At 34.1% G+C, this 22,904-nt stretch carries 27 protein-coding genes; 16 read left to right on the top strand and 11 right to left on the bottom strand.

Annotation, left to right across the window (positions count from 1 at the left end; translation table 11 throughout):
- Window positions 1-197 precede the first annotated feature (197 nt).
- Complete coding sequence (locus MHH88_RS09765; protein WP_339262701.1) at window positions 198-833, top strand: response regulator transcription factor; 636 nt, start codon at window positions 198-200, stop codon at window positions 831-833.
- Between the two features lie 487 nt (window positions 834-1,320).
- Window positions 1,321-2,178, top strand: coding sequence for a hypothetical protein (locus MHH88_RS09770; RefSeq protein WP_339262702.1), 858 nt, complete (start codon window positions 1,321-1,323; stop codon window positions 2,176-2,178).
- Between the two features lie 376 nt (window positions 2,179-2,554).
- Here MHH88_RS09770 and MHH88_RS09775 read toward each other — a convergent pair whose 3' ends face one another.
- Complete coding sequence (locus MHH88_RS09775; protein ID WP_337983701.1) at window positions 2,555-3,043, bottom strand: hypothetical protein; 489 nt, start codon at window positions 3,041-3,043, stop codon at window positions 2,555-2,557.
- Window positions 3,044-3,248: 205 nt separating this feature from the next.
- Here MHH88_RS09775 and MHH88_RS09780 point away from each other — a divergent pair, with 205 nt between their 5' ends.
- The 3 genes from MHH88_RS09780 to MHH88_RS09790 all read left to right on the top strand — a co-directional run bounded on the left by MHH88_RS09780 (window position 3,249) and on the right by MHH88_RS09790 (window position 5,138).
- Window positions 3,249-3,866: a hypothetical protein gene (locus MHH88_RS09780; RefSeq protein WP_339262704.1), complete on the top strand. Its 618-nt coding sequence runs from the start codon at window positions 3,249-3,251 to the stop codon at window positions 3,864-3,866.
- 88 nt (window positions 3,867-3,954) lie between these two features.
- Window positions 3,955-4,122 carry a hypothetical protein gene (locus tag MHH88_RS09785; protein WP_339262705.1) on the top strand — a complete coding sequence of 56 codons (168 nt, stop codon included), beginning with the start codon at window positions 3,955-3,957 and terminating at the stop codon, window positions 4,120-4,122.
- A gap of 74 nt (window positions 4,123-4,196) precedes the next feature.
- The gene (locus MHH88_RS09790) at window positions 4,197-5,138 is read left to right on the top strand and encodes an Rpn family recombination-promoting nuclease/putative transposase (RefSeq protein ID WP_339262706.1); all 942 of its coding nucleotides are present in this window, start codon (window positions 4,197-4,199) and stop codon (window positions 5,136-5,138) included.
- A gap of 103 nt (window positions 5,139-5,241) precedes the next feature.
- On the opposite strand, the gene MHH88_RS09795 is transcribed toward MHH88_RS09790, so the two are convergent.
- A complete protein-coding gene (locus tag MHH88_RS09795) occupies window positions 5,242-5,436 on the bottom strand; it encodes a hypothetical protein (RefSeq protein ID WP_024361916.1) in 195 nt (64 codons plus the stop codon).
- A gap of 247 nt (window positions 5,437-5,683) precedes the next feature.
- On the opposite strand from MHH88_RS09795, the gene MHH88_RS09800 reads away from it, so the two are divergent.
- Entirely contained in the window at window positions 5,684-5,932 is a 249-nt protein-coding gene (locus tag MHH88_RS09800) for a hypothetical protein (protein ID WP_339262708.1), read from the top strand.
- Window positions 5,933-6,834: 902 nt separating this feature from the next.
- Here MHH88_RS09800 and MHH88_RS09805 read toward each other — a convergent pair.
- The 3 genes from MHH88_RS09805 to MHH88_RS09815 all read right to left on the bottom strand — a co-directional run bounded on the left by MHH88_RS09805 (window position 6,835) and on the right by MHH88_RS09815 (window position 8,466).
- On the bottom strand, window positions 6,835-7,479 hold the full coding sequence (locus tag MHH88_RS09805) for a hypothetical protein (protein WP_339262709.1): 645 nt from the start codon (window positions 7,477-7,479) through the stop codon (window positions 6,835-6,837).
- Window positions 7,467-7,775, bottom strand: coding sequence for a hypothetical protein (locus MHH88_RS09810; protein ID WP_339262710.1), 309 nt, complete (start codon window positions 7,773-7,775; stop codon window positions 7,467-7,469). Before MHH88_RS09810 ends, MHH88_RS09805 begins: the two co-directional genes overlap by 13 nt.
- A gap of 187 nt (window positions 7,776-7,962) precedes the next feature.
- Window positions 7,963-8,466 (bottom strand): DUF1648 domain-containing protein, encoded by a 504-nt coding sequence (locus MHH88_RS09815; RefSeq protein ID WP_339262712.1) that lies wholly within the window; start codon window positions 8,464-8,466, stop codon window positions 7,963-7,965.
- 92 nt (window positions 8,467-8,558) lie between these two features.
- Between MHH88_RS09815 and MHH88_RS09820 the strand changes: the two genes are divergently transcribed.
- Both MHH88_RS09820 and MHH88_RS09825 read left to right on the top strand, forming a co-directional pair.
- Window positions 8,559-9,299, top strand: a complete 741-nt coding sequence (locus tag MHH88_RS09820) for a TSUP family transporter (RefSeq protein ID WP_024361912.1) — start codon at window positions 8,559-8,561, stop codon at window positions 9,297-9,299.
- Between the two features lie 11 nt (window positions 9,300-9,310).
- On the top strand, window positions 9,311-10,246 hold the full coding sequence (locus MHH88_RS09825) for a PD-(D/E)XK nuclease family protein (protein ID WP_339262714.1): 936 nt from the start codon (window positions 9,311-9,313) through the stop codon (window positions 10,244-10,246).
- A gap of 238 nt (window positions 10,247-10,484) precedes the next feature.
- Here the strand turns inward: MHH88_RS09825 and MHH88_RS09830 are convergent, their stop codons facing one another.
- From MHH88_RS09830 to MHH88_RS09845, 4 genes are all read right to left on the bottom strand, one after another.
- Window positions 10,485-11,813: an ATP phosphoribosyltransferase regulatory subunit gene (locus MHH88_RS09830; protein WP_103976729.1), complete on the bottom strand. Its 1,329-nt coding sequence runs from the start codon at window positions 11,811-11,813 to the stop codon at window positions 10,485-10,487.
- A gap of 36 nt (window positions 11,814-11,849) precedes the next feature.
- A complete protein-coding gene (locus MHH88_RS09835) occupies window positions 11,850-12,722 on the bottom strand; it encodes a DMT family transporter (protein ID WP_339262717.1) in 873 nt (290 codons plus the stop codon).
- A gap of 654 nt (window positions 12,723-13,376) precedes the next feature.
- The gene (locus MHH88_RS09840; RefSeq protein ID WP_069512763.1) at window positions 13,377-13,607 is read right to left on the bottom strand and encodes a hypothetical protein; all 231 of its coding nucleotides are present in this window, start codon (window positions 13,605-13,607) and stop codon (window positions 13,377-13,379) included.
- Window positions 13,608-13,749: 142 nt separating this feature from the next.
- Window positions 13,750-14,532, bottom strand: a complete 783-nt coding sequence (locus tag MHH88_RS09845) for a hypothetical protein (protein ID WP_024361905.1) — start codon at window positions 14,530-14,532, stop codon at window positions 13,750-13,752.
- A 310-nt stretch (window positions 14,533-14,842) separates the two neighbouring features.
- Between MHH88_RS09845 and MHH88_RS09850 the strand changes: the two genes are divergently transcribed.
- Window positions 14,843-15,529: a DUF1963 domain-containing protein gene (locus tag MHH88_RS09850; RefSeq protein WP_339262719.1), complete on the top strand. Its 687-nt coding sequence runs from the start codon at window positions 14,843-14,845 to the stop codon at window positions 15,527-15,529.
- Window positions 15,530-15,765: 236 nt separating this feature from the next.
- Here the strand turns inward: MHH88_RS09850 and MHH88_RS09855 are convergent, their stop codons facing one another.
- Complete coding sequence (locus MHH88_RS09855) at window positions 15,766-16,143, bottom strand: VOC family protein (protein ID WP_339262720.1); 378 nt, start codon at window positions 16,141-16,143, stop codon at window positions 15,766-15,768.
- A gap of 107 nt (window positions 16,144-16,250) precedes the next feature.
- On the opposite strand from MHH88_RS09855, the gene MHH88_RS09860 reads away from it, so the two are divergent.
- On the top strand, window positions 16,251-16,409 hold the full coding sequence (locus MHH88_RS09860; RefSeq protein ID WP_339262722.1) for a hypothetical protein: 159 nt from the start codon (window positions 16,251-16,253) through the stop codon (window positions 16,407-16,409).
- A 239-nt stretch (window positions 16,410-16,648) separates the two neighbouring features.
- Complete coding sequence (locus MHH88_RS09865) at window positions 16,649-16,834, top strand: transmembrane Fragile-X-F protein (protein WP_339262724.1); 186 nt, start codon at window positions 16,649-16,651, stop codon at window positions 16,832-16,834.
- Window positions 16,835-17,165: 331 nt separating this feature from the next.
- Here MHH88_RS09865 and MHH88_RS09870 read toward each other — a convergent pair whose 3' ends face one another.
- On the bottom strand, window positions 17,166-17,594 hold the full coding sequence (locus MHH88_RS09870) for a hypothetical protein (protein WP_339262725.1): 429 nt from the start codon (window positions 17,592-17,594) through the stop codon (window positions 17,166-17,168).
- Window positions 17,595-17,687: 93 nt separating this feature from the next.
- Here MHH88_RS09870 and MHH88_RS09875 point away from each other — a divergent pair, with 93 nt between their 5' ends.
- The 5 genes from MHH88_RS09875 to MHH88_RS09895 all read left to right on the top strand — a co-directional run bounded on the left by MHH88_RS09875 (window position 17,688) and on the right by MHH88_RS09895 (window position 22,659).
- Window positions 17,688-19,376: an AAA family ATPase gene (locus tag MHH88_RS09875; protein WP_339262726.1), complete on the top strand. Its 1,689-nt coding sequence runs from the start codon at window positions 17,688-17,690 to the stop codon at window positions 19,374-19,376.
- A gap of 612 nt (window positions 19,377-19,988) precedes the next feature.
- Window positions 19,989-20,501, top strand: coding sequence for a TetR/AcrR family transcriptional regulator (locus tag MHH88_RS09880; protein WP_339263037.1), 513 nt, complete (start codon window positions 19,989-19,991; stop codon window positions 20,499-20,501).
- Window positions 20,502-20,612: 111 nt separating this feature from the next.
- On the top strand, window positions 20,613-21,032 hold the full coding sequence (locus MHH88_RS09885) for a DUF3995 domain-containing protein (RefSeq protein ID WP_339262728.1): 420 nt from the start codon (window positions 20,613-20,615) through the stop codon (window positions 21,030-21,032).
- A gap of 57 nt (window positions 21,033-21,089) precedes the next feature.
- Entirely contained in the window at window positions 21,090-21,701 is a 612-nt protein-coding gene (locus MHH88_RS09890; RefSeq protein ID WP_339262730.1) for a histidine phosphatase family protein, read from the top strand.
- Window positions 21,702-21,822: 121 nt separating this feature from the next.
- On the top strand, window positions 21,823-22,659 hold the full coding sequence (locus MHH88_RS09895; protein ID WP_103976727.1) for a serine hydrolase: 837 nt from the start codon (window positions 21,823-21,825) through the stop codon (window positions 22,657-22,659).
- Window positions 22,660-22,904: the final 245 nt, after the last annotated feature.

Consider the following 22,904-nt stretch of genomic DNA (forward strand, 5'->3'; position numbering starts at 1 on the left):
GTGGTCGTTATTCAGCCATTGCTAGTTGGATTATTTGTTTGTTGTTCTTTTTTGGAACGAACTTTTTTGCTAATGCTAGATACTATTTAAGTAAGAATGGTAAGTAAATAATAATAGAAATAGTACATAAAAAATGTGGTTGATACTGTAAATGTGTCGCAACTTTAAATGGAAACTTTTCGAAAGAAGGGATACGATTGATTTCAGTTTTAGTTGTGGATGATCATTCAATTTTTTTAAAAGGGTTAAAAACGTTGTCACTGGAGATAGAAGATCTTAATTTTGAAGTTGAGAAGAATCCTCATAAGGTTCTTGATAGAATGCAAGAGAAAGAATTCCATGTATATTTAATTGATGCTTGTATTGCCACCAATAACAATCTAGAACTTACGACAGAAATTAAAGCAAAACAGGAACAAGCAATTATTATTTTATATACGACTGATGGTGTTTGTTCGTATTATCCCCTATTAGTGGAGAAAAAAGTGGAGGGCATTCTTGTGAAAACCGCTCCGATTGATCAAATCATCTCAACAATTCGTTTAAGCTTTCAAGAGAAGATTGTGATTCCAATCGATTTTTTAGATTATGTAAATGAGAAAATAAATGATCGATATGCTAACTTAAAGTTAACGCATCGAGAACTAAAATTGTTGCAGATGTTAATGAAGGGCTACCCAAATAAGAAAATCGCAGCAATATGCAATGTTTCTGTACGTACAGTAGAACGCCATTTAACACAGCTTTTTAGCCTATTAGGTGTGTCTACACGATTAGAAGCGGTTGAGGTTGCAAAAGAGAAACAATTGCTTAATGAAATGAAAGATAATTGATGATAAAAAGTGTCGAGGGAAATCGGCACTTTTTTAGTTTTTTCAATTGCACGTCATCACTTGCCATTAGCAATTACTAGAAGCGAAAAAGCTCGAACTTGGGGTATTTAGAAGACTGTTAAGAAAGGAAATTTAATCGTGACCGACAGAAATTATGACGGTACCGACAAAAATATTGTCGGTTGAAATGTCGGTTATTGTAATGGTAAGTTAAAGTTAACTCGAGTGAAAGTTAGAAAGTTGCAACTTTTAATAAATATTTTTTAGGAGGGAATTTTTTAGTTTTTTTAGCATCAGGATGAAGTTTTTATAGAGGAAATACTTTGATTGTAAGTAATGATAACAAATACCTAGTATGTGGAAACTTTAATTATATAAACAATGTTGTTTGTACTGTGTTAAGTGGTATATAAATCACGAAACTGGGAATTAATTAATACTAGATTCATATATTGAGATTTTAACATAATTTTCAGGAGGGAATTTTATGAATAATAAACTTAGTATATATTTTATGTTTATACTTTTGTTAATCATTAACATTTTATATAGTGGAACTGCTAGAGCTGAAACTAAAATGATTTATAATACCATAAATGATACAATTGTGCAAGTAGAAAATTTGATTAACCATTCAAAAATTGTAGAAGAAAATCTTATAAGTGTGGATGATAAATCTAAACAAAGACTAATTTTGGAACTGGACAAAGAATTGAAGAAAAAAAATAGGAAGTATAATGTTGAAATTTCAGAAAGGTATAATGTATCAGATTACACTATTTTAGGTAGAACCCTGCCAGATGGTGAAATTCAATATTCTTTAAGTGTAAACTCTATTTCCCTTAATGATAAAGGAATAGTTAATAACGTAGAATTATTGAATTTTATATTTACAGAAGAATATAAGCTAATAAATGTTTATGAATTGAAAGGCATTTTAGATGAAGATAATAATGTTCACTCTAAATTATGGGTTGACACTAAATTAATTGGTACTTTAAATACTAATATTGAGACTATTATAAAAAATGAAAATGCTGATGCAATTGGTGATGAAATAGCTGAAAAGCAAAAAATAGAAAAAAATAAGTCTCTTATTAAAAAAAATTTTAGTGTTTCAGGATTAGCTGATCGGTGGAAATGTACTCAATCCTGTGTTGCTTCAAAAGGAGTTAACTTATTGGTGTTTGGAGCTATGCTCGCTGTTTGTGGATTAGTATGTAATCCGGCAGCACTTGCAGCTTCTGCAGGATTAGCTGGTGGTGCTTGTTATGCTTGTGCAAATTCTGCAGGGATATTAGGGGTTAATACAGTAATAAATTGTTGGAATACATGCCCTTACTAGAATGAGGTATTAAGGTATTTGATTTTATAGGTAATTAATTATCAAATACCTTAATATGTATATCTTGAAATTAACAATATATCTATCTATTTTTAGATAATATTTCATAGATTGAGGTGGATAAATGAAATTTTTAATAGGTTTATATTTAATTATGGTACTTATCGTATTTGTTAATTTCATCAGTGAATTTATTTTAGATGGTCGATATTCTGCAATTGCTAGTTGGATCATTGGTATGATGTTCTTTTTTGGAACAATCTTTTTTGCAAATGCTCGATATTATTTAAGTAGGCATGAAAAGTAGAAATCTATCTGTTTGTTAAGAATTAGATGAACCATTTGCTTTTTTAAATAAAAAAAATAAAAAATCCCCTTATTCATTAATGTCATAAATCAAGATATCAAATAACTTTTCGTTCGTATAGAGCAGTATTGCCCATTGGCCTTTCTCTGATATTTGAACGCTCGATGGGGCGTGGGCATCTGCGCCATTATTTGCTCCTCCAAGTCCAATTGTCCAACCAGTCGTTAATATGGGATGAATTGTTCTTGTTTCTTTATGATAACCTACAACTGTTAACTCTGTAGGATTGTCAATACCCCAAAGATGCCACATCCACTTTTGACCATTTAAGCTTGGGGCATCTGCACCAATCACTCCTGACTTGTTTTCATTTCCGATAATATTGTTATGGAGTGGCACCGCTTTTTGCTCCCAATCAATCTTTTCAAAATCACTTGCTTTAACGAAATTAGGCATGTCTTCCGGTAGTGTTATCTTGTTAATCGTTTCGTCTGAAGTACAAGCGGTTAACGATAATAAACTAAAAATTATTAGCATAATCAGTAATTTCTTATTCATATTATTTTCCCCCTTAAAGAACTAGACGATAGATGTCATTAATAGTTTCTTATTTTACTGACAGTTTTAAAATGAATAGCGATTAGTAGATATATTGACTGTAACCGACAAAAATATTGTCGGTTGAAATGTCGGTTATGGGCAAGATAAAATTAATTTAACAGCTTATCGAAAGGAGGAAATTGTATGCCCTAAGAAAAGAATTATGATTGCTGTCTATGCACTTCTGTTAACAATCGGCATTAGTAGCCAAATTGTATTTGGTAAAGAACAAAATGCTGTAAGTAGGGAGAGGATTGAGCATGAATATGCTGTAGCTAAAGTATTAGACGAAATGCCTGATATAGCCCATAAACTTCAAGAAACTACTAAAGAAAGTGGTTTAGCTTTAGTAGAAGAATCATTGGATAAAAGAAAAGCAGAGTTTAGATTAAAAGTTCATAATGAAATGAGTCATTTGAAACATGACAATGCTTACTTGGAAAAAGCCGCTGTAGAGGAAACAGAAAGGTATATAGATGCGTTACGAATAGCGAAAGAGATTTATGGTGTAAGTATTTCCCAAGAGGAAGTGAATCAATATATTGCTACAAATGTTGCGGATATCGTATTGCCCGAAAAAGAACGTTACGCAAAGGCACTGGGGATATCTCTTTATGAATTAGATTATAGCTTTGATCGAGATTTTTATGTGATGGACACATTATGGGATAAGCTAATGCCTGTTTTAATGGCGCGTTACCCTCAAGAAGATGGGGAAGATAGTAATTTATATCTGGACAGAATAAAAGACGAATTTTATAGCCACTCATTAACAAGATAATCACTGTAAAGGTTTAATGGTTGCGGTAAATCGATTTTATTTAAAATACTGAGTGGGTGCAAGCAAAACAGAAAGGGGACAATCAATAATGAAAAACATTCTTTCCTTAATTTTAGTGCTTTGTGGCGTCATCATTGCTTTGACTTTAATGGGTATTATTCATGTACCGTTGTTTTACCCGTACGCGGGAGTAATAATTTGTTCGACGATATTATTACGAATTATGATTAATAAAAATATTCGTTCAGTTCAGTAAAACGTCTTTGTCTTAACTGTTCAAGCTAGTAATCGAGAACATTGAGAGCAAACGATACAGAGGTGAATGATAATTTGAATATACTTAGTCAAGTTCCGCTTCTAAAATTATTGGATTTAAAGATAGATTTTGCTTTTAAGCAACTTTTCGGTAGTGAACGAAATAAGCAATTAACAATCGCATTGTTAAATGCTATTTTACAACGTACTGGCAGAGTGCCTATAAATGAAGTAACTTTTATCACTCAAGAAGTCAGTGGCGAATATAAAGAGGATAAACAATGCCGTTTAGATATTGTTGTCAAAACACAATATGGAGAGTTCATAAATATCGAAATCCAATTAGCCAATAAAAAAGACATGTTTAAACGTACTTTATTTTATTGGTCAAGATTGTACAACCTACAGTTACAAAAGGGAAAGGGATACCATACATTGAACCCGACCATTACAATTAATATTTGTGATTTTACTTTTTTTCCAGATGCAACCCATTATCATAGTACCTATCATTTATATGACGATATTTCTTTACAACGTATACAAGATAATGTGTTAGAAATTCATTTTATTGAAATGGATAAGTTTTTGAAGGCATGGGCAAGGGAACAACATCCTTCTAATAAATTAGACAGGTGGTTACTGTTGCTAGGTATGGTAGATGACAGTAAAAAGATAGTTCGTCAAGATATATACAATGCATTGGAGGACATCGCAATGACAGATGAAAACATACGTAAAGCGTTTCAAGCATGGCAAGAAATTAGTCAAGATCCCGAAACCATTCTTGCTTATCAATCAAGGGTCAAATATATGCTAGATGAAGCTGCTAATATCGAAGATGCAAAATATCATGCAGAACAGGAAGGCATAGAAAAAGGCATGAAAAAAGGAATGAAACAAGGTATAGAAGGCATTGCAAGAAAGATGATTATAAAAGGTAACAGCAATGAAGAGATAATCGAGTTAACAAACTTATCACTTGAAGAAGTTCAATCTTTACGCCAAGAGATTTAATAAGAGAAAAAGCATTCAGGGAACATAGCCGTTCCTTGAATGCTTTTTCTTTTATAGTGGATTTGGAATTATCAATGATTGTTGATCTAGCGTGCTATGTCCACTAAACGCCCATTTTTCTACGCGTATTACTTGCTTTTTTAGTTTGCTGACTTTTCATTTTTTTTGTAGAAGTATCACCATTCATTTTCCCTTTAGTCGCAGCATTTTTGTTCTTTTTATTTTCTAGTTGTTGTTTTACTGCTTCTTGCAGACTCATTTTCTTTTTTGGTGCTTCCGTCTGATTATTTTCTGTCATAGGAGATTCCCCTTTTTGAATAAGATTGTTAATAGTTAGTTCCAGTATAATCTATTTTCCGTAATTTGTGAAACCCAGTACAAAAAACGGAAAATTTGTTGGGGGAGTGTTAAGTACTGCTTCTTTCTATTTCTAGAATAAAAACAACCCCTTGTTATTTTCAAATAAATGTTTATAAAATGCATATTTTTGCTTTATTTTTCTCATTCTAATATATACAAGCACATTGAAAGGATGTGGGAATATTTTGTACAGTAGAAAACAATTTATATGGGCATATTGTATTTCTAGTTTTACTTCGATTATTGGCACAATAGGCATTTTTCTAATATTAGATTATTATCAATATACAGCTGACTTTGGATTATTTTATAAACTGTTACTTGCATTTATTAGTGGAGGTCTTATTGCTTTTGCATTAGGGCTGATATTAATGAATTTATATTTTGAAAGTATCTTCTCCCACAATAAAAAGAAAATGAATGATGTAATATAAATTGTAAAAGTCGATTGGTCCAAAATTTTAGGATGCAATCGACTTTTTAATTAAACAATTGATTATTGCTATAAAGATTCAATACGCTCTTATAAAATGAGATTAGTCACTGTTAAATGGATATTTAAGAATGAAAAATATCCCAGTACCTATTACTGCTAAAAGAAAAGATGCTAGTAAATCCAGTAAACTTAAATCATCCATTTCCTTCACTAACTTTACGAAAAAAACAAGAAAGAAAAAGCCTGATGCAATTATTACTTTATCTTTTTTTGACGTATTCCTAATTGGAAACACCTCCTGATTGTTTGAAGAAGAGGCATGCAATAGCAATGTATTTAAACTATCATCATAGTAAGGGCAGTACTAGTCAAATCCAAAAGGAAATCTTATATCTAATAGTGTAACTATGCATGTTAAGAAAAGAGCCCATACCATAGTCGTGAATAACCTTCTTGTATAGGAGGATTTTGGTGTTTCTTTGTAAGGCGAACCTGTTACAAATAAAGATACGAAAATAATTAGCGTAAAATACAAAAAATAAGCGAGTGATTGATAATACCACATAATACTTCACCAACTTTCCTTGAAGTATGAAATAGTTGATAACTTAAATTGTACTTTTTGCACAAGAAGCTGGCATAACAATCTTTCCTTAATAGATACCTAGCATTATCGAGTAGTAATTGAGTGAGTTAATCAAATCCAAAAGGAAATCTTATATCTAAAAGAGTAACAATACATGTCATGATAAGAGCCACTACCATAGAGGCTAGTAACCTTCTTGTATAAGAAGACTTCGGGGTCTCTTTGTAAGGCGAACCCCTTACAAATGAAGGTATAAATATTATTAAAGTAAAATATAAAAAATAAGCGAGTGATTGATAATACCACATAATACTTCACCAACTTTCCTTGAAGTACGAAATGGTTGATAACTTGAATTGTACTTTTTGCACGAGAATGTTACTAATTAAAATTCTTACATGCCAAATACCTAGTTTCATAGTAGAAGGGTCAATTCGTAAATGAGGATTTGCCTGAACTTTAGTTGCGCCCTTTTCGAATCGTAAAAGGTTGTCCATTGTATAGTACGTTTCTTCAGGACTAATCCATTCAATTGTGATAATATGCGCTGTTGTTTGCGCCATTTTATTGAAATGCAATGTGATTGACAATGAAATAAAAACATCATTTACAAATACTGTAGGTGTAATATTGACACCATCTATTTTTTGATTGTTTATAGTAACACTTGCTGTCATATTAACTTGTTGTGTTTTTTGCTTTTCTGTATAAACAGAATAAATCATTTGCCCATCTTGGTGAATTATTGGATTGCTCGGATCTAAGAAGTAGTTATCCTTTGTTTGAAAGTAATATAATGTATTGTTAGGAAAGTTTTCAATCTTTACTTCCCAGTATTCTTTTACTTCATTATAAAAGCATTGTTGAGTCAATAACTCATCATGTCTTATATACCAAATATCCAAATATTTTATATTTTCTGAAAAATTAAGTGTGAAAGTAGCGATTATTTCCACCATCCTCTTTCTTGCCCTAAACGATAGCCAAAGTTTACGCCAAGTGTTACGCCTAAGCCAACAACAGATGATTTAACTGCTGTGGATACAACAGTTTTAGCTACATTTTTAATGGGTAAGTGTACATTAGCAACATTTTTAACGTGTACATTTGCTTTGTTTTGATTGGCTGTTTCTCTAGCAATACTTACACCATGAAGACCACCACCCACCGCACTACCGATAGTTGTAACTGGCCAAATTTGATCTTTAGCCGTTTTTTTAGCAGCATTTACAATACTTGATCCCCAACTCGACATAAGTCGTCCTCCTTTGTCGTTTATTTACGGGAATTTTATCATTGAGAATCATTCTCGGTCAATGGTTTTATGGGGAAATTTTATTATTTTTTTGCTAATAGTTGATAAGGAAAAAGGGGCGCTAAAATCAGTAATTAGACACTGTGTTATTATAAGAAAAAGCTAGTGCACAAAGGTGATTGTGCAGCTAGCTTTTTGCTTTATGTTGAAGTAATAGCCCGCGAATAATGCCGGCGATAAAGATAACGAATAACAAAGCAAGAAATGCATATGCATGCCATTGTTGTAAAATACGATTATGTCCCATTGCCACTGTTAAATCATTAAAAAGTGAATATGTAAAATATAGCAAAATACTGTTTTTAATAAGACAAAAAGTAATCATACCATTTTGTCGCTCCAGATGAGAAAGGGATGGCTTGTGTTTTCGTACTACTGGATAAGCAGCCTTTATTTCTAAGTAGTGTAAAAGTAAAAAGAGCATTAACGCTACAAAGGGTAAATAAAAAATGGCGATTTTAGGGCCAAACTGTGCATGGTCAGTCGTAAAGCTTTGTAAAACAGGAATGGATGAGGGGAGCTTACGATATTGAATTAACGTTGCAGTAATGCCAGCAGTAAAAATGGTTGCTACAACTACCGTTAGTTGTTTACAAAGCCTCGGCATAGGTGTTTTTTGTTGTGCATGCATTAGATCACCTCAATATGTTCATCTTTCAAAATAGGATTCTGTTATACTGTAACATAAGATTAACATCATTTGGATGCAGAAAGAAGGATTAGATGGAATACGTTTTATTTTTAGTAATCGGTATTGCAGGAAACCTAATTGGTACATTAGTGGGCGGTGGTGGTTTAATCACATTGCCAACGATGATGCTGATGGGCGTGCCGGTTCACTCAGCGATTGGGGCAAATAAAGTTTCCAATATGGTCAGTGCTTTTTCTAGCTTTTATACGATTTATAGAAGAAAGGAATTGTCCTGGGCGGAAATGCGTTCCGTTTTGCTTGTATCTTTAATTGGGGGAACATTAGGTGGGCTTTTTGCTTCCTTTCTGAATGGTCAGACGTTAACACTAATTGCTATTATTTTATTAGGCTTTGCACTAATCATGTCCTTTATCGGTGGGGCTGATTTTGGTGAAGTGGACAGCTTTAAAATGAATCGAAAAACAGGTCCTATTTTGCTTGGGGTAGGATTTTATGATGGGTTATTTGGTCCGGGTAGTAGTACGTTAGCGTTGTATACTTATGCCCATGAAAAACTTTCCTATATAAAAGCAGTAGGTTTGTCTCGTGTAGGCGTTTTTGCCATGTGTGCTGGGGCAGCTATTACGTATATTGCAACGGGAAAAATTGAATGGCCGCTAACAATTGTCTTAATGATAGGTTCCATTATTGGTGCACAAATAGGCATTATCCTAGCTACTAAGGTAAAAGCAAATCAAGTAAAAATTCTGTTACGCGTTGTCACTATTGTGTTGATTTTGCAACTTTGTTATGATTTCTTCCACCAGTTATAAGGAGGGCTTTCATGTTTGATATATCACCATTCCCAGCTTTTTCTTGGTCACTTTCACGCCATAAAACGTTAACGAGCTGCGCCAGAAAATATGGATATGAATATTATTTTGCTCATAATGGCTGGTTGAGCTATCAGGTTGAACCTTTTCATCAGCATGTGTATCGCTTAAAAAAGCTGCAAGCGATGCCTATTTTATTTGGACAAATTGTTCACCGGCTCATCGAACAAACCATTATTGATTATTTGCAAACGAGGGCAGTGCCATCAGTGGTGGAGCTTGTTAACCGTGCTCGTGGTCAATTAAATGCCGCCTTTATTGATTCGACCCGCCATGGAGACTTGTGGCGACATCAGCCTAATAAGTATTACATGATGCAGGAAATTTACTATGATGGTCAACTAAATGCTGAGTTGATAACAGATTATAAAAGTAGGTTGGAAGCAGTATTTACAAACTTTCTTCTAAGTGAGACGTTTATGCAAATAACTGCGCAAACAGGTTCATTACGGATTGGTGAACCCGAACAGTTTCGCTCAATGAAAATTGAAGATACACAGGTTTTTGTGGTGATGGACTTTCATTATTACGATGATATGGCTGATAAATGGATTATTATCGATTGGAAGACCGGAGGAAAATCCGATGATGATCGTCAGCAATTAGCGCTCTATGCCTATTACATCCAACAAAAATACGGGGTAACGTTAGAGAAAATTGAGGTATACAATGAATATTTACTAACGGGGCAGCGAAAACAATATACATTTACATCATTTGATATGGACACTATTTTACATACATTTCGACGTAGTGTACTGGAAATGAAAAAGTTTCAAGCAGATATTCTGACAAACGAGCCAGTGGATATTGAAGATTTTCAGCAAACGACGGATGAATGGCGCTGTAAGGGCTGTAATTTTAAAGAATTATGTTATACCAGATGAGTGGAATTATGGAGCGAGTGACGGCGAAAGTGGATAATTCATAATCATGGCTAGCTTTATTATGCCTTGTGAAGTTTCGGTTATGAACTGGTATTTACGACATATAAATAGGATTGCTACGTCTTGCAAAAGTTAACGTAACAATCCTCGTATCAATATTTCCATGGGGGGATGTTTAGTAATTGGCGTTCAAGAAAAGTTGTTTAACAATCGCGTTCCTAAAATCTTGTACGTATCATTAGATACAGTCTAAATTATTTAAAATATCAGTCACTTTCGACTGCATGGTCTCATTCTCTATGACAGCGTGAACTAATGGTCGCTTCCCAATAAGTTCTATAATCATTTGATGCTTATTTTGTTGAGCGAAATGGACGATGTCACCAAATGGAGATTGATTATAATAAATATCCACATCATAGTATTTTCTTAATTCACGAGCAATCACAAATAGTTTAGGATGGAACTCTACGTTGGTATCAGCTAACAATATTTTGGAAGGTAGCTCGATATTTTTATCAATATAATCTAAGCTTTTCAAAACGGATAATAGTCTTTCTAAACCGAAGGCTAAGCCAACGCCTGCTTCATTTGCATTACCCACGGCAGAAACTAACTGATTGTATCGTCCACCGCCTAAAATTGCGCCGATTTCAGTGTCGATTGCAACGCCTTCTAATATATAACCTGTATAATAATCTGCTCCTCTTGCTAATGTTAAATCTATTTTTATATTGGATTGAACATTTTTTGGCAAATAAGAAATGATAAATTTCAAATCGGCTGCCGCCTGTGCTGCGGAGGGACAGTTATCAAAGAACTTTTCAATTTGATTGATTTGATTTTGTAAATCATCAAATGGAGTTAAAAGGTTAGTAAAACACTCAATTTCCATTAATATTTGATTTGCGATATTTAAAGGAATATTATTTTCTATTAGTTTGTTTTTAACACCTTGTAATCCATCTTTAGACACTTTATCAGCATAGTCTAGAGCTCTTTGTAATCCGAGGTGCTCTTCTTTGCTCTGCAAACCGACTTTCAGTGCTAAAGCTTGTATAAGTAGTCGGTGGTTAATTTTTAAAACAAAGTTTTTTATGCCTAATATAGTAAGTAGTTCATGTGCCATTACCGTAATGTCGATTTCAGCTAATAAACTGTCTGCGCCAATTATATCAGCATCGCATTGAGTAAATTCTCTAAAATGACTTTTTCCAGGCTCGTCATCTCTAAAAGAGGGACCAATTTGATATCTTTTATAAGGTCTTGGTAAATCAGGATACATACTTGCTACTCTAGCCAGTGGAACAGTTAAATCATAGCGAGCAATTAAATCCTTATCGTTTTTATCTTTTATATGGAAAAATAACTTTTCTCCTTCTCCATGGTGTCCGTTAAATGTCTCTAAGTATTCTAAAATAGGTGTTTTATGTGGATTAAAACCATAGTTTTCATATACTTCTTTAATAATATTGATGATGTGTTCTCGATATCTCATATCAAGCCCTAAAACATCTTCGGTTCCTTCAGGAATGGATAGTTTCTGTTCACTTAGATTTAAAATCATCTTAGAATCTTCCTTTCGATGAGTAATTGAATTGAACTAAATTTTGTTTTGAAAATATATTAAAAAAGTTAATCCGATTAAGATAAATAAGCCTCCTAATAATTGAAGCGGTTGCATAACTTCCTGCAAAAATAGTAAGCCGAAAATAGAAGTAAATATCGGTTCGACCATACTTATCATAGAAACATTTGTTGAATTAAGAATCTGTAAAGATTTAAATAACGTTATTTCGCCAATAATGGTTGAAATAACAACAATGCAGAATACATAAATCCATGCATTTGAAGAAAAATTCCAATGTAGTTCATTTCTAATTAGGCCTATTAAAATTACACCTAGTGCAGCAAATAAGGTAACATACGTACTTGTTACGACTGGGGAGTTAGTATTAGTGACTTTTTTTCCAAGAATCATATAAAGTGCGTAGACTATAGCTGCTAATAACGCTAAAAATACACCTTTCATATTTATATCTTGAAAAGAAACCCCTAATAAAAAAATCATGCTAATAAAGGTGAATAATAAAGCGATGATTGATTGTATCTTTAACTTTTCTTTGTAGATAAAAAAAGAAAAAATTGATACAAATATAGGAAATGAAAATAATAATAAGACGGCCATTGATGATGTTAGATATTTTAATGATTCAAAATGCAAGACTGAAAGCAGTGTAAATAACACACCACCTAATAGAAAAAGTAACTTGCAATCCTTTTTGCCTATTTTAAACGTTGTTTTTTTCCATATTAGAAATATAAAGAATAATAAAGAGCTTATTGAAAATCTTAAAACGAGTAATGTATAAACGGACATACCAAAGCTATATGCTTTTATTGCGAAAATAGGCATTATGCCAAAGCATAAAGCGGAAATAATTGCGTAAATAGTGCCCTTTTTTAAATCTCTCACACGAACCTTCCTTCACGAATTTATGGAAAGATGAAAAAATAATAGCAATATAAATTTTTACTTATCGCTAGAATCTATATATTTCATAAGTTTGCTGCAACAGCAATAGATATACCCTCGAGTTAATTTAATCCTATCATTACAAATTCCGACATTACAATGGTGGGATTCCGAAATTTTTGCTTTCGGAGACCGTCAAAATTTGTGCGGACACCGTAAACATTTATGAAAAAGTGAATAATGAACGATAAAATTTATCAATTAAACGCCGGTATTGAGGCGCTTTTGAATACATTGAAGGCATTATTAAGCTGCTAGCTAACAGTTTTACAAACGTTTAATAGACAGGGCAAAATTGATAGAATATGGCAAATTAATGGCGCTGATGAGGATTCATTTGGAACGGTTGAAATAGGGGAGTAAATGAGATTTGTAGACAAAGAACATAGAGGGTTAACTTTCTTCTCAAAAATGTGATGAAATTTTAGCGGAGAGTAGGGAAAATGCACAGAGCGTTAGCCTCAACCAACCCAAGCAGAGGGTTGCGGTTAACGCTCTGTTGAATGAGATGTGTCCGCACGTAGCGGAAATCAACTGCAGTAGTTAAATTTTACGAGTGGGTGTCCGCGCTAAGATAGCTATTGCTGTGTAAAGTTATTTTTGTAAAACAAAAAAACCAATAATCGCAATAAAATTGAATAGTACATTTACAAGCATATAGACAGGTCGTTGTTCTTTATATGTAACAACCATTGAAATGATGGCTGATACAACCGCTAAAGGAATAGTGACAAAAAAGATACCCCACAAGTAATAGCCATCTATATATACCATAGCAGTCAGAACAGCAGTAATAATGGTCCATATCATTGTGTTTTTTGACATAATCTCTCCTCCTTATGCTTAAAAATACAAAAAAATAATAGCATAACAAGGCGATTATCGTAAACTAAGAGGCTAAGGTGATAGTAGCTACTAGAGGAAAATCGGTGGGATGAAGGATCCCACCGATAAAGTTTCCAGCTATTTAGTTTAATGCCATGAATTCGTTTAATTCTTCAACTGTTAATGGTTCTGTTTGACCAATCTCCGTATGCACATCAAAGACAGCCGAGTTTCGAATTGTTCCAGTTATTTCACCGGAAGTATTTTTTAGGACACTTGCTGCATTAAGGAACCAAAAGTAATGATCTTGTACTTTCTTTGGGAAATTTGCGCCAAACATGCCGTTGACAAAAATAGGTGCACGGAAATGCATCGTCTCTTTTTTTAATGTACCAACAATTACAATTTTCTTCTTACTTCTTGGGGGTACTGTCACCTCAATTTTGGCAGTGGCTGTTTTAGATTCTGTTTCACTCTTTGATTCTCCTGTAGTCGTACTAAAAGAGAACTCCATGCCTGATTCAAAAATTCCTTCAATCGTAAATTTGGAGGAAAAATTTAACCCAGTTGTACTTTCAGAAGACCATGTTTGTTGACTTTGCCAGCTACCTTGAACTTCTAAAGTCATCGTAGCTGCTTCATCTCCATGATTTACGGCAATATTGCTCCCAACAATGATTGACTTAGGTGGTGCCCCATCTCCTTTTGTATAAGAAAAATCACCAAGTGTTTTGAAACATGGGTGACCATATTGTTCAGTGATTGCAGGCTTAACCCCCTTAAAATACGTTTCACTATTGACGGCGATTCCATCAGGGTTGACTTTGAATTTTTCCTTGAATGCTTCTCTCACTTTGTCATAACTTGAATTCACTGCTGGTAAATCTGCAAACGAAAATTTTTCTCGAATTAGTTGAGTTGTCATGTATCTTCCTCCTAGTATATACGTACTTTGTGCGAGTTACTTCGATGATAAATTGAGTGCTTTCGACCAAGAACCCTCCTTTACTACTTTATTTATTGATACTTAGTATTTAATAAGTACCTCTTTATCACTGTAAAACAGTAAATGGAAATGCAATACTGATAAATGTTAATATTTAGGTTATTAACATTTAGATTAAATTTTTTCATGTCTCTACAGAAGCGGGATAGTTAGACAACAGTAAAAAGGCTTTTTGAATTTTTAGGATATTTAATATAATAGATAACAAACATACTAGGAGGAGAAATTATTGAATATTGCACAAATTAAACATGCACTATTTAAAAAAGCTACTATCTTTCAAACAGGAGGATACCGACCAACAGAGGAATTAGGAGAAAGTTGGATTGGCAAAGTTGTATGGGAAAAAGAAGGAGAAACTATTCCATCTAATTTCGATCCTATTTGTACAATGTTTTTATATAATTTACCTTATGTACCAAAGGAATTAACAAGCTATCAATTATTAACTCTATATATGGACTTCGATGTATTCAATAATCTAGATAGAGATAATTTAGTTTCATTTTTTAAGATAAATTGTTATACGGAACTGGATGAATTACAAAAGGTAAATAAACAATCTAAGAAAATAAAGCCTTTTCCTTTAACCCCTGTATTCATTAATAATGATGCACCTGCTTGGGAAGATTCTGATAGTATTGCCCCAGCCATTGAAAATGAAATATTACGGCTTGAATTTGAGGAGGATATTGAATATTACGATGAGATTGTTGAAAAAATATATGCCACGCATAAAATTGGCGGGTATCCTTCTTTTACTCAAAGTGGAGTTTCCTTCGGGGAAGATTACCCATTTGTATTTCAAATAAGTTCTGATGAAAAGGCTCGCTTCAATATTATAGATAGTGGTAGTTTTTATTTTTTCTACAATCAAGAGAAAAGGGATTGGATTGTGTACTGTGACTTTTATTAATGTCATTGTAGAAATTATTAAACTATCAAGTGTCAGGTGTATCAAAAGTTCCTTAGATTAAACGTAGAAAAAGAGAACAACTTGCCCTGTCCTTTGTTAAAAAATGAGCTTGGAGAATCATTTCCAAGCTCAATTTTCCTGCGCTTTTTAAAGCCATTGTTAGCTGGAAATTGTATAGCAATTATCTTCCGAGGTACTCTGTGTATCATAAATACCTCGTTGTTTGTCTCCTCAAATTAATAATTAGCAATTTCGATTAAATTGTTGTCAGGATCACGAATATAGACAGAAGTAATGGGGCCAAGAGCTCCTGTTCTATTAATTGGTCCTTCTTCTATTCGAATAGCAAATTGATGTAAATGTTTTATGACAGCGGGTAAAGGTACATCCGTAATGAAACATAAATCAGCACTGCCTGATGTAGGTCTAATGGCTTTAGGTTCGAATTCTTTACCTACTTCATGTAAGTTTATTTTTTGTTGGCCAAAGTGAAGTGCCTTTCTTCCTTCTCCGAATGTCGCGATTTCCATTCCTAATATTTGTTGATAAAAAGTACATGTTTCTTCAATATTTTTTACAGTTAAAACTAAATGATCTAGCTGTGTAATTTTCATTTGCAAGCTCCTTTTTTGTCTATTTCGCTTATATTGTAAATGAATAGAAGGGAGACTAAAACTAGCATTTTTAAAACAACGGGGGCTATTAGCTGAACATGTGACCAATGAATAATGTAAAAGAGATGATTCCTGCAAAAATCAGGGTTAATGTGATTAGTATAAAGCTTAATAATAATGACAGTATATTTTTGACATCTTTCAAACCAATCAGCGCTAGAAAAAAACAAGTGATTGTCATAAGCAATATAGCGCTTAAAGGGTGAAAACGAAAATAGGAGATAAAAAAATTAAAATATGTGGCAGATGAACTGATGATAAAAAATAAAAGGAGTGTGCAAATGAATAGCACCATGGATGCTAGATTTGAATTTACTTCCATACAGTACCTCCTATCTATAGAATGCAAACGATTTTTTTGGCAAGCTATGTTCCATACAATGCCAAAATACAAAGGGAATCGGTTATACTTTTTACTATAATAAGTAGCAATGGTGGTGACAACATGGGGATAGCAGAAGTATTAACGGTAATTTTTATTGTGCTAAAGCTAACAGAGGTTATCACATGGTCGTGGTGGTTGGTGCTGTTGCCAGCGATTATTTCTTTTAGTATCTACGTACTTATTTTAATAGTAAAATTGGGCGTCATTATGGTCACGGTCGTGGCAATGAAGAAACGTAAAGAATGATAGGTGTTACCGCTATACGCCACTATTTTTTAAAGTAGGGGTGAAATTTCTTTTATAAGCAGAAGCCACTGCAATCCAAATGGGCGCCCAAAAGGCATTGTTAACTACCTATAATTTTTAAGTTCGAACGTTTTAAGCAAGAGGCTATCTAGTTGTGGGGGAAATAAAAGATTATCTTCCTGGAAGTAGCTATTTCACGATGGTTAAACAGTTAGTTTAATAACGTCATGAAAAAGATAAGGTACAGTGTAAGACGCAATATTTTGGATGGCGCAGTTTGCGTCTTACTACATATGCTGTTCCTGTTAATCTTGCTAATTTTTATTTCATATTAAAATAATTTTTCAATATATGTCGTGTCCAATTTATCTAACAGCTTATAGTCTTTCATATAATTTTCTTCATATAAATATACAAAAAGATGGGTTGAATCATCAATCCGTATGCCGATTTCACGATTATCATTAATTTGGAATGTTAACCAGTATGCCTCTTTTACGTCAGACTTGGCAAAAAGCACTTTGCGAATCGCTTTATCTTCGAACAAATGCATCATTTCATCAATTTTCGCTCTATCTGTTATTGTAATTGTTTTTTCATCAGATGCTCGGATAATTTCAATTTCCTTAATCTGTTCAATATCGAGTTGTTCAATTACTTCCTTATTAAAAGTAGAATCTCGAGTAAGTAATGTTGTCGCCACATATAGGATGATAAGGGGTAATAGAATCGTGAAAAGTATTTTATATCTTTTTTTCATGTTGTTCTCCTTAAATTCTAAAAATTCGCACATATGTATTCTGTTCCACGCTATAATTGAGCATATACTGAAATGATAAAGGATGGCAATAAAATGAACGATAATCATCAAGAAAAAGAGCTTTTTTACCCAGATGGAACATTAATGTACCGTGGTGGTGTTAAAAAAAATGATTTTGGTCATGATATATACGATGGCAAGGGGACGATTTTTGATCAAGAAGGTGAACGATTATTTGAAGGTGAATTTGTTAACCATATGAAGCAAGGTAACGGCATCATGTATTTAAAGGGACAAATGATTTATCAAGGCGAATTTATTCAAAATAAAAAACAAGGCAATGGTATTTTATATAAAGATGGAAAGATTTATTACGAGGGCCATTTTCGTAATGATTTAATGGATGGCTATGGTATTTTGTATTTTGAAGAGACTGTCATTGCACCTTTTAAAGAAATACGGGCGCAATATCCATATTTAAATCGACCACACTATGAAGGTGATTTTGTACATGGCATGAAAAAAGGGAAAGGTAGACAATATTATCCAAGTGGTTTTTTACAATATGAAGGTGATTTTATGTGGAACCATATGCAAGGGGCAGGGAAGCTGTACTATGCCCCCGAAACACCAAGCCTAGCGGAAATTGAATCTGCTTTAACACCCCTTTACTATGAAGGGTATTTTTTTGAAGATATGAAGCATGGTAAAGGAAAAGTGTATTCAAGACAGGGTGTGCTAGAAGCAGAAGGTCAATTTAAAGAGGATGCGATGACAGGAAAAGGCACTCTTTATTATGGCAATGGACAAGCATCTTATATTGGCGACCTTGTAAATGGGGAAAAGCATGGTCGTGGGGATTATTATAATGAGGCTGGTAAAATTATCTATAGCGGAGAGTTTATCCACGGAGAACGTTTACGTATTACGCCTGAAGTAGAGAGAGAGATTAACAAGCTACAGGCGCAATTAGATGGCCTTGTCGGGCTGCCGAATGCCAAGAAGGAATTACATAATTTAATTAACTTCATTAAAATTCAAAGTTTACGTGTCGATCATGGCTTAACGAGTTTTCCAATTACGTATCATCTAGTCTTCTCCGGTAACCCTGGAACAGGCAAAACGACTGTTGCCCGCATTATTGGGCAAATATACAAACATCTTGGTGTATTGTCTAGTGGGCATTTTGTTGAAACCGATCGAGCGGGATTAGTAGCAGGTTATGTTGGTCAAACCGCCTTAAAGGTACAGGAAGTAGTGAAAAAAGCGACCGGTGGTGTATTATTTATCGACGAGGCTTATTCACTAATTCATGATAAACAAGATGCATTTGGTAAAGAGGCCATTGACAGCTTATTAAAGGCGATGGAGGATTTACGGGATGATTTAGTCATTATTGTAGCTGGTTATACCGAGCTGATGGAGGCGTTTTTACAAGCCAATCCAGGTTTTAAATCGCGTTTCAATCATTTTGTGCAGTTTGATAATTTTACTACGGATGAGCTTTATGAAATTTTTGCGATGCTCTGTAAAAATAACGATTATCGTTATGGTGAAACCTTTACCCACCATATGAAAGCTCAATTAACTCAAATTCCTGTTGAATCCATCCCGAACTTTTCAAATGGACGTTATATTCGAAATGTCTTTGAAAAGCTGGTGACGATCCAGTCGAATCGTTTAATTCAACAGCCTACTATTACAAGAAATGAACTGATGGAATTTACGGCTTCAGATATTGAACAAGCGATTGCGGAAAATCTTTTTGATAGTACGTTTTAATAACTAGGAAGTTGACGACCTATAAGCATTCATCATATTCACTATGAACGATTCATATAGTGAATAGATGATTTTTATATAGCAGGGAGAATTTGATGAAAAAATAGTGCCGTTACTATTGTTACTTGGGTGTGTTTTACCAACATTTTTACACATTACAATCACCTTTCATAACAACATCAATGTCAACAAGGGTAGTATAAAGGAAGATTAGCTATTTATATGAATGCGATGAGGCTGGGACAAAAGAGAAAAAGTGTTAGATTGATGGCAGTCAATCTAACACTTTTTTGCTGCGCCGTTGTTTTCCGCTCAGCACAGTAAGCCGCAACCCTCGCTAACGCGCAGAATACCAGCGTCTTACGGTTGTATGCGTTCTGAGCAGGAGTCACCGCCTTCGCTACCAACAACTAGTGAACACTTCTATTTTTTTGCAAATAGTCAGGTTCCCATAATAGCAAAAATTTACGAACCACCTTTCCTCTGTTCCTTAAATTTTTTTAGTTATGTCCCAACCTCATTTTAAATTTTGTACCAATGTTGTTTGACAAAATTTACAATATGTTATATTCTATTGAAAACATACGATAGCGTATGTTGGAGGGTGAAATGATGCAATTAACAAGAGAAGACTGGATAAAGGCTGGTTTACATCAATTAGCAGATGCAGGTATACATAAAGTTCGTATCGAAACGCTTGCACGTATACTGAACATAAGTAAAGGTAGTTTTTATCATCATTTTCGTGACCATCAAGAACTGTTAGATGCTATGTTCAATTATTGGGAAATGGTTGCTACAAAGCGCATTATTCATAGTATGGAGCAGGAAGATTCTTCATTAGAAGAGCTATTTACAATCAGTTTTAGTAGTGATAAAAAAATTGAAATAGGCATTTATACTTGGGCTAAATATAACCAAGTTGTTGCAAAGCGGTTAGTCGACATCGAGGAACAGCGAATTCGTTGTATTGCTCATTTATATCAAAAAAAAGGAAGTGACGAATTAGAAGCAATCGAACGAGCAAGACTGGCTTATTTAACGTATATAGGATGGATGACTAGGTTTACAGAAAATCCTAATTTTACAATAGGAAAAATGCTTGAACTATTACTAAAGATATAAAAAGAAACATGTCCCTTGCAGTTGAGTAACTATAAGGGACAAATAAATGACCAAAACATACGTTATCGTATGTTTTGGTATGTAGTATACAAAGTGGGAGGGGAATAGGTAATGATCAGTTTATTACTACTCGTTGTATGTGTTCTGTTTCTGATAAGCATAATACACGTCTATTGGGCATTTGGTGGTCGTTGGGGTGCGATGGTGGCACTCCCTATAAAGAAAGGGAGCCAAGAACCGGCTTTCGTTCCTCGTAAAATAGGAACGTTATTAGTAGCATTCCTTCTTGTGGTAGCAGCTTTCCTACTATTAATAAAAGGGATTTACTTACGGAATGTGCAAGAATTTAACTTTTTTACACTTGGTTGTACGGTTTGTGCAGTTGTATTCTTGATACGAGCAATAGGCGACTTTAAATATGTAGGATTTTTTAAAAAAATAAAACATTCACAGTTTGCAAGAAATGATACATGGTTGTATAGCCCACTTTGTCTCCTCATTTCTTTAGTGTATTTATTTGTACTTTTTTAACTTTGCTTGTACAATCTGACTAGCAATTGGTAATAGAGAGATAGAGGAGGAACGGGATTGAGTCAAATTATTTATTTGCTTCGTCATGGAGAAACGGTTTTTAATACGCAAGGACGATACCAAGGCCAGTTGGATTCACCCTTAACCGATATTGGCATCGAACAAGTTCAACAAAATGCAGTTATGTTAAAAAGCTTACTAGGCAATCCTCAAGATTGGAAAATTATTTCAAGTTCTTTAGGAAGAGCATTACAGAGCGCAGAAATTATTTGCGAAACGATAGGCTATGATTTTAATGATGTAGCAAAGGACCATCGACTAGCTGAAGTGGCTGTTGGAGATTGGGCTGGGCTTACAATAAAAGAAATTGAAAAGTCTTGGCCAAGTTTTTTAGAAAACACAGACCATTATAATTGGTATTTCAATGCACCGAATGGAGAAAGTTACGACTCGGTTGCTGCTAGGTTGACTGATTGGTTCGATAGTGTCAAAGATGAACAAAACGTGATTGTCATATCCCATGGTCTAACTGGGCGGATTTTACGGGGCATTTATGCTGGATTAGCCAAGGACCATGCACTCAAGTTAGATGTATCACAGGATGTATTTTTTAAATTATCCGATAAGAAAATCCATAACATTTCTCTAGCGTTCGATGATTTTTACTGATATACAGTGGCTTTTATTATGTAACGCGTAATATTCCGCAATCCTTAAGAATTTCTTCATAAATATCCTACAGGAATATTCATAATTGCCTCCTATTATAATGTGTGGGAGGCGTTTTTTTATGAAAAAGTTTGTATTAATTTGTTGCATTGGTGTCATCGCATTTTTTCTCTATACAAATAAGTCCAAAGAACAAGTAGTGGATATTGAGCTACCTTCGTTACATAGTAAAAATGCTTTATTGGTAAATGATAGCGGAGAGGTGTTATATGAAAAAAATGCGGATGCTATTATCTATCCAGCATCATTAACAAAAATTATGACTGCCATTGTAGCGATTGAGGCGAGTAAAGATCTTCAAATGCAAACGATGGTTACACCACAAACAATTGCCACATATACTGCGCAAAATGCTTCGATGGCGGGCTTTCAGGCAGGTGATTTTGTAACGATTGAGGATTTACTATACGGTACTTTACTTGCATCAGGTGCTGATGCAACAGCCACGCTAGCAACGGCCATTGCAGGGAGTGAGAAAGCCTTTGTGGAACTGATGAACGATAAAGCACTTGAACTAGGGTTAAATGATACTCATTACGAAAATGTTAGTGGGCTTCATGATCCAGCACATATATCGAGTGTTCGTGATATTAGCAAGCTCTTTCAATATGCGATTGAAAATCCTACTTTTTATCAGATTATGACGACAAAAAGCTATACAACGCAAGTGCCAAATGAGTTAACGATTGCTAGCACTTTATTTTCAAAAATGGATGGGGTGGAAGGTGCCATTCTTGGTGGTAAAACTGGTTATACACCTGAAGCAGGGCTTTGCTTAGCTTCTCTAATTGAAAAAAATGGCGAATTGTATATTTTTGTTACGACAAATGCGGAAGGGCATGTTTGGACGCCGCCTCTACATGTTGAAGATGCAATGGCTGCATATCAAGCACTATAGGAGGATAAGGCATAGCAAGCTGAACGGCTTATGCACCAGAAGTAGAGCAAACCACTTGGCAGCCGTTGATTGGCACATAATGTTGGGGATGTGATAAAGGTTAGCAAAATAGCGATTAACGTCTTTATGCATAGAGATACAGTGAAATTTAGATGTCTGAATAGATAAGAATACATTATCTTAAGGAAATGTCTTTTTTGATAAAGAAAAATAAAAGCATGAAGAAACAATTCAGCAGTATGCCG

This window comes from Lysinibacillus sp. FSL K6-3209 (genome assembly GCF_037976175.1).
GTDB classification, from domain to species: domain Bacteria; phylum Bacillota; class Bacilli; order Bacillales_A; family Planococcaceae; genus Lysinibacillus; species Lysinibacillus sphaericus_D.

Excerpts from the sequence above, each read along its gene's own strand:
- MHH88_RS09810 (WP_339262710.1), bottom strand. The coding sequence starts at position 7,775 with ATGTCGAGTTGGGGATCAAGTATTGTAAATGCTGCTAAAAAAACGGCT.
- MHH88_RS09780 (WP_339262704.1), top strand. The coding sequence starts at position 3,249 with ATGATTGCTGTCTATGCACTTCTGTTAACAATCGGCATTAGTAGCCAA.
- MHH88_RS09870 (WP_339262725.1), bottom strand. The coding sequence starts at position 17,594 with ATGAAAAAAAGATATAAAATACTTTTCACGATTCTATTACCCCTTATC.
- MHH88_RS09855 (WP_339262720.1), bottom strand. The coding sequence starts at position 16,143 with ATGAAAATTACACAGCTAGATCATTTAGTTTTAACTGTAAAAAATATT.
- MHH88_RS09785 (WP_339262705.1), top strand. The coding sequence starts at position 3,955 with ATGAAAAACATTCTTTCCTTAATTTTAGTGCTTTGTGGCGTCATCATT.
- MHH88_RS09770 (WP_339262702.1), top strand. The coding sequence starts at position 1,321 with ATGAATAATAAACTTAGTATATATTTTATGTTTATACTTTTGTTAATC.
- MHH88_RS09865 (WP_339262724.1), top strand. The coding sequence starts at position 16,649 with ATGGGGATAGCAGAAGTATTAACGGTAATTTTTATTGTGCTAAAGCTA.
- MHH88_RS09775 (WP_337983701.1), bottom strand. The coding sequence starts at position 3,043 with ATGAATAAGAAATTACTGATTATGCTAATAATTTTTAGTTTATTATCG.
- MHH88_RS09860 (WP_339262722.1), top strand. The coding sequence starts at position 16,251 with ATGAATAATGTAAAAGAGATGATTCCTGCAAAAATCAGGGTTAATGTG.
- MHH88_RS09895 (WP_103976727.1), top strand. The coding sequence starts at position 21,823 with ATGAAAAAGTTTGTATTAATTTGTTGCATTGGTGTCATCGCATTTTTT.
- MHH88_RS09875 (WP_339262726.1), top strand. The coding sequence starts at position 17,688 with ATGAACGATAATCATCAAGAAAAAGAGCTTTTTTACCCAGATGGAACA.
- MHH88_RS09830 (WP_103976729.1), bottom strand. The coding sequence starts at position 11,813 with ATGATTTTAAATCTAAGTGAACAGAAACTATCCATTCCTGAAGGAACC.
- MHH88_RS09880 (WP_339263037.1), top strand. The coding sequence starts at position 19,989 with ATGCAATTAACAAGAGAAGACTGGATAAAGGCTGGTTTACATCAATTA.
- MHH88_RS09825 (WP_339262714.1), top strand. The coding sequence starts at position 9,311 with ATGTTTGATATATCACCATTCCCAGCTTTTTCTTGGTCACTTTCACGC.
- MHH88_RS09885 (WP_339262728.1), top strand. The coding sequence starts at position 20,613 with ATGATCAGTTTATTACTACTCGTTGTATGTGTTCTGTTTCTGATAAGC.
- MHH88_RS09795 (WP_024361916.1), bottom strand. The coding sequence starts at position 5,436 with ATGACAGAAAATAATCAGACGGAAGCACCAAAAAAGAAAATGAGTCTG.
- MHH88_RS09845 (WP_024361905.1), bottom strand. The coding sequence starts at position 14,532 with ATGACAACTCAACTAATTCGAGAAAAATTTTCGTTTGCAGATTTACCA.
- MHH88_RS09815 (WP_339262712.1), bottom strand. The coding sequence starts at position 8,466 with ATGCATGCACAACAAAAAACACCTATGCCGAGGCTTTGTAAACAACTA.
- MHH88_RS09805 (WP_339262709.1), bottom strand. The coding sequence starts at position 7,479 with ATGGTGGAAATAATCGCTACTTTCACACTTAATTTTTCAGAAAATATA.
- MHH88_RS09820 (WP_024361912.1), top strand. The coding sequence starts at position 8,559 with ATGGAATACGTTTTATTTTTAGTAATCGGTATTGCAGGAAACCTAATT.
- MHH88_RS09840 (WP_069512763.1), bottom strand. The coding sequence starts at position 13,607 with ATGTCAAAAAACACAATGATATGGACCATTATTACTGCTGTTCTGACT.